14 protein-coding genes are annotated in these 14,840 nt (G+C 66.8%); 3 read left to right on the top strand and 11 right to left on the bottom strand.

The window, feature by feature from the left end; all coding sequences use genetic code 11:
* Positions 1-24: 24 nt before the first annotated feature.
* Together AC1DIO_RS00585 and AC1DIO_RS00580 are read right to left on the bottom strand one after the other, a co-directional pair.
* Positions 25-1,737, bottom strand: a complete 1,713-nt coding sequence (locus tag AC1DIO_RS00585) for a mucoidy inhibitor MuiA family protein (RefSeq protein ID WP_476852996.1) — start codon at positions 1,735-1,737, stop codon at positions 25-27.
* A 100-nt stretch (positions 1,738-1,837) separates the two neighbouring features.
* A complete protein-coding gene (locus AC1DIO_RS00580) occupies positions 1,838-2,716 on the bottom strand; it encodes a type 1 glutamine amidotransferase (RefSeq protein ID WP_476852995.1) in 879 nt (292 codons plus the stop codon).
* Positions 2,717-2,838: 122 nt separating this feature from the next.
* Between AC1DIO_RS00580 and AC1DIO_RS00575 the strand changes: the two genes are divergently transcribed.
* A complete protein-coding gene (locus tag AC1DIO_RS00575) occupies positions 2,839-3,753 on the top strand; it encodes a DMT family transporter (protein ID WP_441504385.1) in 915 nt (304 codons plus the stop codon).
* 108 nt (positions 3,754-3,861) lie between these two features.
* Here the strand turns inward: AC1DIO_RS00575 and bla are convergent, their stop codons facing one another.
* The 7 genes from bla to AC1DIO_RS00540 all read right to left on the bottom strand — a co-directional run bounded on the left by bla (position 3,862) and on the right by AC1DIO_RS00540 (position 10,690).
* Positions 3,862-4,857: a class A beta-lactamase gene (gene bla, locus AC1DIO_RS00570; protein ID WP_441504386.1), complete on the bottom strand. Its 996-nt coding sequence runs from the start codon at positions 4,855-4,857 to the stop codon at positions 3,862-3,864.
* Between the two features lie 70 nt (positions 4,858-4,927).
* Entirely contained in the window at positions 4,928-6,517 is a 1,590-nt protein-coding gene (gene serA / locus AC1DIO_RS00565; RefSeq protein WP_441504387.1) for a phosphoglycerate dehydrogenase, read from the bottom strand.
* A gap of 218 nt (positions 6,518-6,735) precedes the next feature.
* Positions 6,736-7,911, bottom strand: coding sequence for a phosphoserine transaminase (locus AC1DIO_RS00560; protein WP_441504388.1), 1,176 nt, complete (start codon positions 7,909-7,911; stop codon positions 6,736-6,738).
* Between the two features lie 528 nt (positions 7,912-8,439).
* Positions 8,440-8,688, bottom strand: coding sequence for a hypothetical protein (locus AC1DIO_RS00555; protein WP_441487978.1), 249 nt, complete (start codon positions 8,686-8,688; stop codon positions 8,440-8,442).
* 141 nt (positions 8,689-8,829) lie between these two features.
* Positions 8,830-9,501, bottom strand: a complete 672-nt coding sequence (locus AC1DIO_RS00550; RefSeq protein ID WP_441504389.1) for an SOS response-associated peptidase — start codon at positions 9,499-9,501, stop codon at positions 8,830-8,832.
* Between the two features lie 79 nt (positions 9,502-9,580).
* On the bottom strand, positions 9,581-9,895 hold the full coding sequence (locus tag AC1DIO_RS00545) for a hypothetical protein (protein ID WP_069879203.1): 315 nt from the start codon (positions 9,893-9,895) through the stop codon (positions 9,581-9,583).
* A 279-nt stretch (positions 9,896-10,174) separates the two neighbouring features.
* A complete protein-coding gene (locus tag AC1DIO_RS00540) occupies positions 10,175-10,690 on the bottom strand; it encodes a hypothetical protein (protein WP_441504390.1) in 516 nt (171 codons plus the stop codon).
* Between the two features lie 337 nt (positions 10,691-11,027).
* On the opposite strand from AC1DIO_RS00540, the gene AC1DIO_RS00535 reads away from it, so the two are divergent.
* A complete protein-coding gene (locus tag AC1DIO_RS00535; RefSeq protein WP_441504391.1) occupies positions 11,028-11,294 on the top strand; it encodes a hypothetical protein in 267 nt (88 codons plus the stop codon).
* A 6-nt stretch (positions 11,295-11,300) separates the two neighbouring features.
* Here AC1DIO_RS00535 and AC1DIO_RS00530 read toward each other — a convergent pair whose 3' ends face one another.
* Positions 11,301-12,542, bottom strand: coding sequence for an MFS transporter (locus AC1DIO_RS00530; protein WP_441504392.1), 1,242 nt, complete (start codon positions 12,540-12,542; stop codon positions 11,301-11,303).
* Positions 12,543-12,732: 190 nt separating this feature from the next.
* Here AC1DIO_RS00530 and AC1DIO_RS00525 point away from each other — a divergent pair, with 190 nt between their 5' ends.
* Positions 12,733-13,302: a helix-turn-helix domain-containing protein gene (locus AC1DIO_RS00525; protein WP_441504393.1), complete on the top strand. Its 570-nt coding sequence runs from the start codon at positions 12,733-12,735 to the stop codon at positions 13,300-13,302.
* Positions 13,303-13,312: 10 nt separating this feature from the next.
* Here AC1DIO_RS00525 and AC1DIO_RS00520 read toward each other — a convergent pair whose 3' ends face one another.
* Positions 13,313-14,815: a methyl-accepting chemotaxis protein gene (locus tag AC1DIO_RS00520; RefSeq protein ID WP_476852994.1), complete on the bottom strand. Its 1,503-nt coding sequence runs from the start codon at positions 14,813-14,815 to the stop codon at positions 13,313-13,315.
* Between the last annotated feature and the right edge of the window lie 25 nt (positions 14,816-14,840).

The following is a 14,840-nucleotide window of genomic DNA, read 5'->3' as shown; positions in this document are numbered from 1 at the left end:
ACGAGATCCGCGCCGATCATCCAGTCAGTTCTGCGCCAGCGGGCGCGGCATGTCCGCCGGCTGGATTGGCCTGGGTTCGAACGTGACCTCGCGGTCCCCCGGCCATTTCAGGCGGTAGGCGAGCTTGATCTCCTTCTCCGCGCCGGGGGCGAGATCGAAGGTCCAGGCCGAGACGCCGCGCTTGTCGCCGACCTGTTTCTCGGTGGGCGGCGTAGTCTGCGGCAGGGTCTCGACCGTGATCGAACTGTTCTCCGAGAAGGGCACGCGTTCCATGACGGTGACCTTGACCGGTTGAGCGTGGAGGCTCTTCACCACAGTCCTGAATTCGCGCAGATCCGTGCGCGTCTGGCCAAGCCAGGTCGGCTCGTTCTCCCGGCGGCGCACCGGGGCGCGGCTGACCTTGAGCTTGTCATCTGCGCCGAAGCCGAGCTCGACCTTGTCGCCGGGCGCGACCAGCCCGAGCCGGCCGCGGCCGATATAGGCGCCGTCACGGTGCAGCAGGACCTCGCCTGGAAGCAGCGGTGCCTCGTCCTCGTGGAGGAAGACGGCTTCGAGATAGGCTTTCTCCTCAAGCTCCGGCGTGGCGCGGGCCAGGAGCGTCGGGCTGACCTGGCCCTGGCTCAGCACCACGGCCTTGGACGTCGCGCCCTGGGGGACTGTGACGCGGCCAGGCACGATGAAGCTCGCCTGATAGGTACTGGTCTCGACCTGGGCCGTCTGGACTTCTGCCGGGCGCGCTGAATCCGCCATCTTGCGCGACTTCGCGGCCTCGAATTCGGCTTCGGCCCTCGCCTTGGCCGCCGCCATCGGGGCCGGCGCGGCACTGACGCGTGTGCGGCTCTCATAGAGAACCGCCGCATCGAGGAAGGCGACCTGCACCGGGGCGAGCTCGGGTGCGCGCGTGCCGCCCGCCGAGCGCGTGGTCGAGAGGGTCAGCGCGACGTCGGTCCAGTCCTCGCCGGTGCGCTGGCGCAGCTCCGCGCGGCGAATGAAGGTGATCTCGGGCTTGGCGGCGGCGCTGCCGGTCGCCAGCCTGGCCTCATAGCTCGGCAGCCAGTTCGCGCTGGTGACGCGGTAGCTGACGGTGAACTCGGCTGCGAGCGGGGCCTTGGCCTCGACCGCGATCGCGACGTCGCGCTTGGGTGCATTGCCGCGGCCGGCCTGTGGCCTTGTGCGCTCCAGAGCCTCGATTTCAGCCTGCGTATCCGAGACGCGGCTGCGGGCGATGCGCAGCTCGTCATTGACCTTGACCAGCGCGGTGCCGATCGCGTCGAACACGGCCGGCCAGTCGCTGATCGGCAGTGCCTTGCCGTCGGGGCCGAGCTTGTCGGGGCCCGTCTGGCCGAAACGCTCGATGGTCCCGCGTTTGGCTTCGATCGCGCTGACCTGACCTTCTAGCGTCTCCTTCTGCTCGCGCAGGGCCTTGAGCTTGGTCTCGATCACCGCATCGAGGCCCTGCCTGGCATCGCCGGGAACGGGGCGGACATCGACCGCGCCAATCGCGAAGGCGCCGTCACCCTTGCCTTCGACACGGATCGAGGCGGGATCGACCGCCGCCGGCAGGCCACGCAGCACGACCTGCGAGGCCCCCTGCAGCAATTCGGCCTTGCCGAGCCGCGTCACCACCGCGCCGTCGGGATAGACCGTGACCCGGTCGATCCGCGTCGGCAGTTCGATCTCGGCTGCGCTTGCAAGGCTCGGCGCGAAGATCAGGGCGGCGGCAAGTCGGCTCATCATCAGGCATTCCCCCCGAGGCAAATCAGTGCGGCGAATTGGCGCGTCGGAATTCGGCGCGGCCAAGGCGGAATTGGGCCGGAATGCGGATGTGCCCTGGCTTTCAGGCCCTGGCGCGCATGCTCATGTGAGGCTTGACGCGATGTGCGATGAAATTCCGCAATTCGGTCACGCGCCGCTCGCTGTCCAGAACCTCTTCATCGAGGCCGTGAGCCCAGGCGAGATCATGCCGCGTCGGCTCGGCATCGAGCGCGTAGAGATCGGCAAGCCAGCTCTGCGCCGCCGCTTCGTCCTTGCGGAAACCTTCCGCGATCAGGGCTGGCACCATGCGCCCGAGGATCGAGGCGACCTGACCGAGCGGGAATTCGGGATGATATTGCACGCCCCAGAAGGTGCCGCCGTCATGGCGGATCTCGGCTGCATGCACGGCGCTGTAGGCATTCGAGGCGAGGACCGTCGTATCCGCCGGGGGCAGGGCGATGGTGTCGAGATGGATTGCGGGCGCATCGAAGCTGAGCGGGCGACCGGCGAGCAGCGGATGCGAGCGCCCGGCCTCGGTCAGGGTGATCTTGCGGGCGACGCCGATCTCGCGGCCCCTGGGGTTGGCGACGACGGTGCCGCCGGCGGCGACCGCGCCMATCTGGATGCCCCAGCAGGAGCCGAAACTGGGCGTGCCGCTGGCATAGATCGCCCGCATCAGCTCGATCTGGCGCGTGACCGACGGTTCGAGGTTGTAGATGTGCAGGGCTGAACCGGTGAGGAAGATGCCGTCATAGGACGAGAGCCCCGCACCGTCCGGCAGGTTCGCGCCGGCATCGGCGGGCAGGCAGATATCGGTGATGCTCTCGGGCGCGATCGAGCGCACGACATCGGCATAGGCTTCGCCCGGTTGGCTGCCATAGCCGGCAGCATGGCTCTCGCGCTGCTCCCGTGTGTTGCCATCGACGACGAGCAGGCGCAGCGGTCTCGAAACATGCAGCATGGTGGCAAACGCCTCTTGGGAGGGATGCGTCGGGCGACGGGCAGCCTTGCGCCTCATCTCATAGGATGCGACGGGGACACAAGGCTATTGAAGCGCATTCCGCCCCCGCACAGGCCGCAACCTTGTCCCCAGCCACCTCCCTGCCGCAGCGTGTCTGGGGCAACGCCTACCTGCTCCTGATCCTCACCACCTTGATGTGGGGCGGCAATGCCGTGGCGAGCCGGCTTGCCGTGGGGCAGATCTCGCCAATGGCGCTGACCTCGCTGCGCTGGGTATTCGTCTGCGCGATCCTGCCGTTGATGCTGCGGCGCGAGCTGAAGCACTATGCCCCGGTCCTGCTGGCGCATCGCTGGCGGATCATCATGCTCGGCGCCCTTGGCTTCACCGCCTTCAACGCGCTGATGTACCTCGCGGCCTATTCGACGACCGCGATCAATATCGGGATTCTGCAGGGCTCGATCCCGGTCTATGTGCTGATCGGGGCCTTCATCGCCTATCGCACGCCGATCGGCTGGATGCAGGCGATCGGCGTCGCAGTCACCATGCTTGGCGTCGTGGTGACGGCGAGCCGCGGAGACTTCGCGACGCTGGCGAATTTCAGTTTCGTGCCGGGCGATGTTTGGATGATCATCGGCTGCGTCTTCTATGCCGGCTACACGGTCGGGATCCGCTCGCGTCCGGCCGTGCCGGGGCTGGTCTTCTTCACGGCGATGGCGATCGTCGCCGGCATCGTCTCACTGCCGCTGCTCGGGCTCGAAATCTGGAACGGCAGCGTCATCTGGCCGACCCACGAAGGCTGGGCGATCCTGGCCTTTGTCGTGCTCGGGCCGTCGCTGCTCTCCCAGCTCTTCTTCCTGCGCGCGGTCGAGCTGATCGGACCTGGCCGGGCCGGCGTCTTCGTCAACCTGGTGCCGGTCTTCGCACCGATGCTCGCCGTGCTGATCCTGGGCGAGCGACTCGCGCTCTATCACGGGCTGGCGCTGACGCTGGTGCTCGGCGGCATCTGGATCGCCGAACATCGCGCCTCCAGGGCGTGATCCCTTAGATCAACGGATCGGATATCATATATATCCAGTCCGATGATCTAACCTCCTGTATTTGCATCGCTTTCCCGAAAACCGCACTCCACTTTTCGGGCCGATGCTTTAGTTCAGGCTCTCGACCGCGAGCTTCGCCACGGCTGCATGCGCCGCTTCGCGCGCTGTGGCATCGGCCTGCGCGCCGGCAAGATAGACCGCGATCGCGAAACGCCGCCCGTCGGGCAGAGCGACGATCCCGATATCGTTGGTGGCGCTGTTGATGCCGTCGAGCGTGTCGCCGGTGCCGGTCTTATGCGCGAAACTCGCGCCAGCGGGGACGCCGGCCCTGACCCGCTGGGCGCCGGTCGGTGATTTCAAGAGGATCTCGGTCAGAAGCCGGTCATGCGCCGGCTCGCGCAGCCAGTTGCCCCTGGCGAGGCCTTCGAGAAAGGCGATCGAGGCCTCGGGCGTGGCGGAATCCCGAGCTTCGCCCTTGATATAGCTCTCCAGCGCCGGGCGCCGCTTCTCCCTCGGCATGGCCGCGATCGCGGCCTCGAAGGCTTCGTCGTCGATGACCTCATCCCAGGCGAAGGCCGGCAGGCCGGCGATCTCGGGCTGGAATTCGCGCTCATAGCGATCGACCGAAATTCCGGCGATGCCGCCCTCGTTCAGCATCGTCGTGACGACCTTCGGCCCGCCGGTCCGCTTCATCAGCACGTCGGCGGCGCTGTTGTCGCTTGCCCCGGTCGAGCGGGTCAGAAGATCCGTGACCGTGTAGCCCTGTTCCTCACCCTTGAAGCCCTTCTTCATCGGGCTCCAGTAGGGCGCGAGCTCGGTGCGCTTCACGCGGATCTCCTGGTCGAGCCCGAGCTTGCCGGCCTCGACCGCCTGCAGCACCGCGATCGCGAGCGGCAGCTTGAAGACGCTCTGCATCGGGAAGCGCTCCTGCCCGCGATGCGACCAGCTCTTGCGGTCCTTCAGATCGATCAGCGCGACACCGAGGCGGCCCCTGGCATCCTGTTCGATGGTCTTGATGCCGCTGTCGAGCTTTGCCCTGTCCCAGTCGGCGAGAGCTGGCGTGGCAACGAGGCAGGCGAGGGCGAGAGCGGCGAATCGCGGCATGAAAAATCCCCTGTGGCGGGGCCACAGGGGATCTGGATTGCGGCGCCGTTTGGACGCGATGCCGGCGGCTTCAGAACTTCAGCCGGCGCGCCCGCTTCACCATCGGGATCTCGTGGATCTTGGCGAGCAGCTCGTCCGAGATCGCCTCGTCGACGGCGACATAGCAGATCGCATCCCCGCCCGGCTTGTCGCGGCCAAGGCTGAAGGTCGCGACATTGACGCCGGCCGCGCCGAGCAGCGAGCCGAACTGACCGATGAAGCCCGGCTTGTCGGCATTGCGGACATAGAGCATGTGCGGCGCGAACTCGGCATCGACCTGGATGTCGCGGATCTCGACGATGCGCGGCTTGCCGTCCTGGAACACCGTGCCGGAGGCATGGCGCGGCATGTCCTCGGCATCGACGACGATGCGGATGACGCTCTCGAGATTGCCGGCGACCTCGCGTGTCATCTCCTCGACGACGATGCCCTTCTCCTTGGCGATCATCGCGGCGTTGACCATGTTGATCTCGGGCAGGAAGGGCCGCAGCACGCCGGTGATCGCGGCGGCCGAGATCGCCTTCAGATTGAGCTGGGCKACCGCGCCCTCATACTCGATGCGGATGCCCTTCACGGCGGCTTCGGTCAGCTGTCCGAGGAACGAGCCGAGCTTTTCGGCCAGCGCGACGAAGGGCTTGATCCGCGGCGCTTCCTCGGCCGAGATCGACGGGAAGTTGACCGCATTGGTGATCGCGCCCTTGAGCAGGTAGTCCGACATCTGCTCGGCGACCTGGAGCGCGACATTCTCCTGCGCCTCATTGGTCGAGGCGCCGAGATGCGGCGTGCAGACGACGTTCTCCAGCCCGAAGAGCGGGTTCGTCTCGGCCGGCTCAGCCGAGAACACGTCGAAGGCGGCGCCCGCGACATGGCCGGACTTGATCAGCTCGGCGAGTGCTGCCTCGTCGACCAGGCCGCCGCGCGCGCAGTTGATGATGCGCACGCCCTTCTTGGTCTTGGCGAGATTCTCGGCCGAGAGGATGTTCTTCGTCTTCTCGGTCATCGGCACGTGCAGGGTGATGAAATCCGCACGCTTCAGCAACTCGTCGAGCTCGACCTTCTCGACGCCGAGCTGCACGGCGCGTTCCGGCGAGAGATAGGGGTCGAAGGCGATGACGCGCATCTTCAGGCCGATGCCGCGCTCGGCGACGATCGAGCCGATATTGCCGCAGCCGATCAGGCCGAGCGTCTTGGCGGTGATCTCGACGCCCATGAAGCGGTTCTTCTCCCACTTGCCGGCCTGGGTCGAGAGGTCGGCGGAGGGGATCTGCCGGGCGAGCGCGAACATCATGGCGATGGCATGCTCGGCAGTGGTGATCGAATTGCCGAAGGGCGTGTTCATCACGATGATGCCGCGCGCGGTCGCCGCCGGGATCTCGACATTGTCGACGCCGATGCCGGCGCGGCCGATGACCTTGAGATTCTTCGCCTGCTCCAGGAGCTTGGCGGTGGCCTTGGTCGCCGAGCGGATGGCGAGGCCGTCATACTCGCCGATGATCGCGGCGAGCTTGTCCTTGTCCTTGCCGAGGCTCGGATCGAAGGTCACGTCGATGCCGCGATCCTTGAAGATCTGCACGGCGGCGGGAGAAAGAGCGTCCGAAATCAGGACTTTGGGAGCGGTCATGGGAATCCCTCGGTTGCCCGCGCGGAGAGCGGGCTAAAATGGAGAAGGTCGTCATGGCCGCCGCTTGCGGCGACCATCCACGTCTTCGCGCGGGTCAGGCCCGCGTCTGGGCAAAAGGACTGGCCCGACCTGCTGTCATCGTCCGGCCCGTCATCGGCGTCGCAAGCGGCGATGGTCGGGACAAGCCCGACCATGACGTGCAGCTCGGCGCGACAGCGTTACGCCGCCTTCTTCAACCCGGCCTTGGCCTCGTTGAAGGCATAGGTGATCCAGGGCAGCAGCGCCTTCAGATCGCGGCTCTGCACGGTTGCGCCGCACCAGATCCGCAGGCCGGGAGGGGCGTCGCGATAATGCCCGAGATCGAAGCCAGCGCCGGCCTTCTCGATGATCGACACCACCTGCTTGGCAAAGGCCGCCTGCGCGTCGGCCGGCAGTGCCGTCACCGCCGGGTCGGTGAACTTCAGGCAGACCGAGGTGTTCGAGCGCGTCTTCGGCTTCACCGCGAGGAAATCGATCCAGTCATTCTCGCGCACGAACTTGGCGAGCACGCGGGCATTGCCGTCGGCGCGCTTCACCAGTCCGTCCAGCCCGCCGACCTTCTTCGCCCAGTGCAGCGCATCGAGATAGTCCTCGACCGCGAGCATCGAGGGCGTGTTGATCGTCTCGCCGACAAAAATGCCCTCGGAGAGCTTGCCGCCGGAGGTCATGCGGAAAACCTTCGGCAGCGGCCAGGCCGGCTTGTAGGTCAGGAGGCGTTCGACGGCGCGTGGTGAGAGCACGATCATGCCATGGGCCGCTTCGCCGCCCAGAACCTTCTGCCAGGAGAAGGTCGTGACATCGAGCTTCTCCCAGTCGAGGCGCTGGGCAAAGGCGGCCGAGGTTGCGTCGCAGATCGTCAGGCCCTCGCGGTCATCGGCGATCCAGCTCGCGTCGATGACGCGGACGCCGGACGTCGTGCCGTTCCAGGTGAAGACGACGTCGCGGTCCTTCGTGTCGACCTTTTTCAGGTTCGGCAGCTCGCCATAGGGCGCATTGAAGATGCGGACATCGCTGAGCTTGAGCTGCTTGGCGACATCGGTCACCCATCCCTCGCCAAAGCTCTCCCAGGCGAGCATGTCGACGCCGCGGGCTCCGAGCAGCGACCACATCGCCATCTCGACCGCGCCGGTATCGGAGGCGGGCACGATGCCGATGCGGTAATCCGCCGGCACCTGCAGGATCTCACGGGTCAGGTCGATCGCAAGCTTGAGCTTGTCCTTGCCGATCTTGGCACGGTGCGAGCGGCCGAGCGCCGCATCTGACAGGGCTTTAAGGGACCAGCCGGGGCGCTTGGCGCAGGGGCCGGACGAGAAATGCGGCACGCGCGGACGCGTGGCCGGAACAGTATTCGCCATCGATGTCTCCATCCTTACAGATGGGCGCGCCGCGTTGGGGCGGCGTGTCCCGTCGATGGGGGTAGGGGATCAGGGCGGGGGGAGTCAAGCGGCGAGCTTATTGTAGCGCGAACAATCAAATGGCAATGAACGAAGGATCAAATGGTGACAGATTGGATTTCAGAATAGCGGTTGCCGCGCCACGGCCAGGAAGTCACTAGCGGTGGGATTGCCGGGAGCAGGAAGCCCGCCCCGAATGGCACCCTCGAAATGTCACGTCACGTATTTGATAGCCACTGTGCGGCATCAACCAGCTGACTCATCGTTATGGTGCTGGCGTGGTTCATCCCTTGGGTTGAGCAATGCGCCGAAAGCCGGTGTTGAATCTCTTGAACGTCGGCGCTCTGATGGGACCAGCCGAGGTGAGCTTGGTTTCGTCCGCCCCCCGGTCAGAGCCGGGCTGGCAGGCGACTGCCGGGCCGGCTCGCCCAGCCGCGATGACAGAGTAAAGCCTGCTGGACGTGTAGCCACGATCGAGCCTCGCCCGGCTCAATCCCCCGTCATCGTCATCTCTGCATCCATCGCCTTCATCTTCGGATTGGCGGCACAAAACGCCCTGATCCTGGCTGCGACATCGGCCGGTGTCCTGTCCCTGGCGGCATGGCCAGCCGGCTTGTGGCCGCCATTCCTGAGATAGGCGGCGCAGGTCATCTCCGGGTCGGTGATCGCGGCTGACGCCGGGGAGGAGAGGAGGAGGCAGGCGAAAGCCGCGGCAAGCGCGCGGGAGGCGAGAGGCATGATGGTTGTCCTGAACGGCCGGGCCATGCGGCCCTTTTGCGCCGCTCCTGCACCGCCCGGCCGTGCGGCGCAACGACGCTGACCGACGCCCTGGTCTGCAGGCAGGGCATTGCAGAAGAGCCGGGGTTTCGCGTGAGCCGGCTAACCCAACGGCGTGATCGTCCCGGGATCGTCATCGCCGACGCTGCTCTTGTTGACGCGGCGGTCGACGATCCAGTCGCGCAGCGCCGGCGGCGGATCGGTCAGCAGCTTTTCGCCGGCGGAGCCATCGAGCCAGACGTCGAAATCCCTGGGGTGGAGCATGCAGGGCATGCGGTCATGCAGTGTCGCGATGCCGGCGACGGGATCGCGCACGATGATCGTGCAGCTGATGATTTCCTGCCCGGTCTCCGGGTCCTTCCAGCGTTCCCAGAGCCCGGCAAAGGCGAGCAGGGCGCCGTCGGCGGCGCTGATGAAATGCGGGGTCTTGTCGCCCTTCGGGCCGGTCCATTCGAAGAAGCCGCTGGCTGGGATGATGCAGCGCCGGCTCCTGAAGGCCGAGCGGAAGGTCGGCTTCGTCGCGACCGATTCGACGCGAGCATTGAAAGTGGCGCCGACCTCGTTCGGCCTGCCCTTGTGCCAGGGCGGAATCAGCCCCCAGCGCGCCGGGATGAGTTCGCGGCCGAGCGGCGTCCTGACGATGATCCGCACCGTGTCGGTCGGCGCGAGATTGTAATGCGGCTGGAGATTGGCCCGCTCGGTCGGCACCGTCAGCGGCTGGCTGAAGGCGACGATCTCCTCCCAGGTAAAGGCCTGGCTGAAGCGTCCACACATGGCGTCATCCTCCCGACCGGGGAGGGGCAGGATGATGCCGTGGCGGTGGCGCTGTAAAGCGCGACGCGCTCGCGCCCGTTCAGATCTTCTTGTCGGTGATCACGCCGGTCCGCATGGTGCCGCTTGCTTCCAGCTGCTTCTTGATCTCGTCGCGGATCTTGTCGGCGATCTCGCCCTTGGCCTTGGGATCGAGCTGGTCGAACTGTTCCTTGGTCAGACCGAACTTGGCGAGCATGGCGGTGTGCATGCGCTCGGCCGGCGTCATCTGGGCGTGCTTGAGGAAATCCGTTTCCGCCGTCTTCTGCGCGGCGGACTTGTCGGCGACCTTGGCAACGGTCTTGAAGGCATCGGCAAGCGACGTGGCCGGCTGGGACGACGAGATTGAAATCGACATGGCAACCTCCGGGCTGGTTGCACGCGTCACGCAAGGGGCGGGCCAGCGACGCTTCCGGAGAAGTCTTTGTTTCTCAATGCTTTATTGATTGTCTTCGGTGCTGCTGCACGCGCAATCCCGGCAGGCGGGAAGAAACTGCCGGGCAATTACTTCCCGGGACGGTGCGAGGACACCTCTCCCGGATTGAAGTCGGATGTTCCCGATTTCGATACTTCCGAGAGCTGATCTCGGGCAGGCCCGAGATCAGGGAGAGGGGAAGCGGGGCGCCTTGCGCCTGTCTCAGACGCCCTTCAGCTTGGTGTTGCACTGGCTGTAATAGCCGCCGCCCTTCTGGATCCATTTCAGGTCGCCATTGCCGCCATTGGCCTTGTTGATGTTGTACTGGTCGTTGCAGGTCTTGAAACGCTGCTTGCCGGCGGTCTCGGAAGCGTATTTCGGGTCGACCTTGGCCGGAAAGACAGCATTGCCCATGGCGGCTGGCATGGCGGCGTGCGGCTTCGCCTGAGCCGGCGCGGCGGCCGGCGCTGCCATCTGCGGCTTCGGCTGGGCGGCGGCTGGTGCGGCGGTCGGGGCAGCAGCCGGCGTTGCGGCGGCCGGCGTTGCGGCATCGCTGCACTGGCTCTTGCGGAAGTCGTTCCAGGATTGGCCACCCAGCGTATTGCCGGTCTTGGCGGCGTTATATTTCGTGCTGCATTCCTTCATGGTCAGGGCCTGGGCCGGTGTCGCGGCCGGCAGGACGACGCCGCCCGCGAGCGCAAACAGGCCGAGGGCAAGCGCAGTGCTGGTCTTGGTCATGGTCATCGCCTCCTGACGGGGCATGCCCGTCGGCGGAACCTGGGCCGGGCGAGCGCATCCCATCCCGGTCAGATCTCCGGAAAAGAGGATATTCCTCGTAAAATGAACGGTCCATGAGGGATTTTGGGCCTGACGATCACGGTTTTGAGGTTGGCGGCCCATGCGTCGGATGCGGCTGCGCCCGAGACGAGGTCAAGCATGGTGGGAAGGGGCCGGCGCTTCGCATCTTCTCCGGCCAGAAGAGAGGCGCCGGGGTCCATCGTTGTGCCACCGGGCTTGACCGCGCCGCTTCCGTCTCGTCCATGGGGCCAAACCAGCAGAGGAACCGGAGACGGACATGGCCAGGAAGACGCCGGAGCAACTCACCAAGGAGTTCGAGGGCCGCAAGGCGAAGGGGCTGGCCAAGGGCGGTGCCGCCTATTGGCCGAATGTTCTCGCGAACGCGGTGCTGAAGCTCGTAGCGAGCGGCAACGAGGTCAGCCTCGCGGCGCTGAGCGAGCAGCTCTCCAGGGATGCCGAGGCGCAGGACGTCACGCTGAAGGCGGGCGCGGCCGAGGCGATCGCGCGGCTGGGCCAGGCGGTGGCGCGGGCAGCGGAGGGTTAGGGGGCCTTAGCGGTTCCCGCCCGCGAGCCTGCTTGCCTCGGGAAGCCGGCGTAGCCGCCACATCGCCCAGCAGCCGGCGGCGGGGCCGAGCGCCAGCGCCGAGAAGGCCGCCGTCCACCCGAAGGCCGAGACGAAATGCGGCACGAGGTGAATCGAGACAAGCGTCACCAGGAAGCCGGCGCAGGTCTGCGCCGTGATCATGGTCCCGACCAGCGAGGGCTCGGCGAGCTCGGCGACGCTGGCCGAGAACTGGGCGGAGTCGGCCACGGCCGAGATGCCCCAGAGGATCGCGACGACAGCCAGCATGACAGGGGCTGCGGCGAGCCAGCCGATCGCAAGCGCGCAGGCGCCGCTGAGCGCCATGGCGCCGATGGTGACAGCGGTGCGGCCGAGCCTGTCGGCCAGCCAGCCGCCGAGCCAGGCGCCGAGCGCGCCGGAGGCGACGGCGAAGAAGGTCAGCACTGCGGCTGCGCCGTGTCCGGCCTGCGGACCGCGGCCGGCGATGGTCTGCTGCAGGAACACGCCGAGCCAGGCCCACATGGCGTAGAGCTCCCACATGTGGCCGCAATAGCCGGCATTGGCGAGACGCAGCGCAGGGTTGCGCCAGGCCTGGGCGAACTGGCCGAGAGCGAGACCGGCGCGTCGGACGAGATGGGGCCCGAGCCCGGCGAACAGGATGAGGACGGCGCCGCATAGCGTCGAGGCCGCGGCGCCGAGATAGATGCCGCGCCAGCCTATGCCCTCGAAGGCACCGAGCAGATGCGGGCTCGCCGAGCCGATGACGAGGGCGCCGACCAGGAGGCCGATCAGCAGGCCGAGGTCCCTGTTCGCCCAGGTCGCGGCGATGCGCATGCCGACCGGGTAGATGCCTGCCATGCACAGGCCGGTCAGGACCCGCAGGGCGATCGTCACCGGCCCGACCGGCGGCAGCAACGCGAGCGCAGCGGTTAGCGCAGCCGCTGCCGCGCCGGAGAGTGCAAAGAGGCGGCGCGGATCGAAGCGGTCGGCCAGGCCGAGCAGGCTGCTCGCGAGCGTGCCGAGGACGAAGCCGGCCTGGACGGAACTGGTGAGCAGCACTTCGCTCAGCGGGTCGAGCGGCTGCTCCCGCCGGATCGCCGCGATCGCCGCGGCCGAGGCGAACCAGGCCGCCATTGCCAGGGTTTCGGCGAGGAGGAGGAGCGCAAGCGAGCTCGCCTTCGCGGAATAGGGGGTGGTGGTCCCGCCGGGAGTTCGGAGTCCAGGATGCATCGCTCACCGGCCTTCTGCGYCCGTGCGGAACCGTCCGAAGGCGCCCTGTCGTCTCCTATAGTATACGTTTGGCTTCTATAGAAGACGATTCAGGCATGAGGCATCATTTTTCGGGTCGAGCCTCTTGAGTGGGCGGGCGAGACGCCGGAAGAACTTAGGACCCGCCTCAGAAGCTGACCATCGAGAGTCCATGCGTTCCCAGAGCCAAGACGACCCCAATCAGGCCATCGCCGCCCGCATCCGGATCGAACGGGACACGCGCGGCTGGTCGCTGGCCGATCTTGCCGAGCGTTCAAGCGTCTCGAAGGCGATGATCAGCAAGATCGAGCGCGGCGATGCGAGCCCGACGGCAACCGTGCTCGGGCGGCTGTCGGGAGCTTTTGGCCTGTCGCTCTCGGTGCTGTTGGCCCTGGCCGAGCGCTCGGAAGACCGCATCAGCCGGCATGGCCATCAGCCGGTCTGGCAGGATCCGGAAACCGGCTACGTCCGCCGGACGATCTCGCCGCCCTCCGGAGATATTCTCGAGCTGCTGCAGATCACGCTGCCGCCCGGTGTGCGGGTGCCGTATCCGGCCGCCGCCTTCCTGTTCCAGCGCCAGCAGATCTGGGTTCTGCAGGGCGAGCTCGAATTCCGCGAAGGCGGCGTCACCCACACCCTGCAGCAGGGTGACTGTCTGCAACTCGGGCCGCCGGCGGATTCGTCCTTCTTCAACCCGGGCGCGGGCGAGAGCGTCTATCTCGTCGCCCTCGTCCGGAGATAGGCCAGGGTTCCTAGGCTGCCCGGTGCCGTGCCGCCGCGCGCTGCTCCTGCGTGCGGAAAGCTGCGACGAGCTGGTTCAGCCGCTCGATCTGGCTGAGCAGGGTCCGGGCCGAGGCTGCGCTCTGTTCGGCGAGAGCCGCGTTGCTCTGGGTGATCTCATCCATATGGCTGACGGTCTGGCTCATCTCGTMGATGCCATTGGCCTGTTCGCCGGACGCCACCGCGATCTCGTTGACGGTGCCGGAGACGCGCATCGAGGCATCGACGATCTTCTCCAGCGTGCCGCCAGCGAGGCGGACGAGCCGGACGCCTTCGGCGACCTCGGCATCGGAAGATCCGATCAGCCCGGTGATGTCCTTGGCGGCTTCGGCCGAGCGCTGGGCAAGCGCCCGGACCTCGGCTGCGACGACGGCAAAGCCGCGCCCGGCATCGCCGGCGCGCGCCGCTTCGACCGCGGCGTTGAGCGCGAGAAGATTGGTCTGGAAGGCGATGCCGTCGATCACTGTGGTGATCTCCGAGATCTTCTTCGAGGCCTGCTCGATACGGGTCATGGCATCGATCGCGTCGCTGACGATGGTGCCGCCGGTGCGGGCGACGGCGGCGGCGTCATCGGCCAGCGCAACCGACTCGCGCGAAGACTGGGCTGAGGTCTTGACGGACGCGGCGAGCTCTTCGGTCGTGGCCGCCGTCTGTTCGAGCGCGGCGGCCTGTTCCTCGGTGCGTCGCGACAGGTCGTCGGCACCGGACGCGATCTCCTGCGAGGAGGTGGCGATCGAGCCCGACGTCGCCTGGATGGTCGTGACCATCTCGCCGAGCTGTTCCATGGCGTGATTGAAATGGCTGCGCAGCAGTGCGTATTCGGGCGGCATCTCCGCATCCATGCGGAAGGTCAGGTCGCCCTTGGCGAGCGCGGCCATGCCTTCGCTGACCAGGCTGACGACCCTGTCGCGCTCGTCCGCCTTGGCCTGTTCGACGGCGCGGGCCTCTGCCTCGACCTTGAGACGGGCCGCCTCGGAAGCCTCGAGATAGACCGAGATGGCATAGTCCATGTCGAGCAGAGTCGCCTTGACGATGGCGGTGATCTCGGCGGCACGGTCCTCGGCGCCTTCGATCTTGCCGCCGAAGCGGCCCTTCGGCCAACGCGCCTCGAGCACCTTGCCGATCAGCTGCTCCAGCAGCAGGGCATAGCCGCCGATATACCAGCGCGGCTCCAGCCCGATCCTGGCGTGGACCTTGCCGACCGTGGTGACGGCGGCGACATAATCCTCGTCGAGCTGGCCCCGGGCGATACGATCCCAGTAGCCGAGCTGCTTGCTCTTCGCGTGCTCGATATGGGCGTCGCTGCCGAAGAAAACGCGGGTTTCGGGGAAGGCGCGGACCTGTGCATAGAAGGCGCCGAGCGCATCCGGCAGGGCCTCCAGCAGCGTGTCCTCGACATCGTGGATGCGCCGCAACGCGTCCGGACCGAGCTTCATGAAGTCGCGCCGCCGGGCGAGATCGTCGGATGGTGCCATAGCCGTTTACTCAAGCCTGATGCGC

This window comes from Allobosea sp. 05T439 (assembly GCF_056396005.1).
Note: the sequence above shows the minus strand (reverse complement) of the source record. Positions and strands in the feature narration are given on the sequence as shown.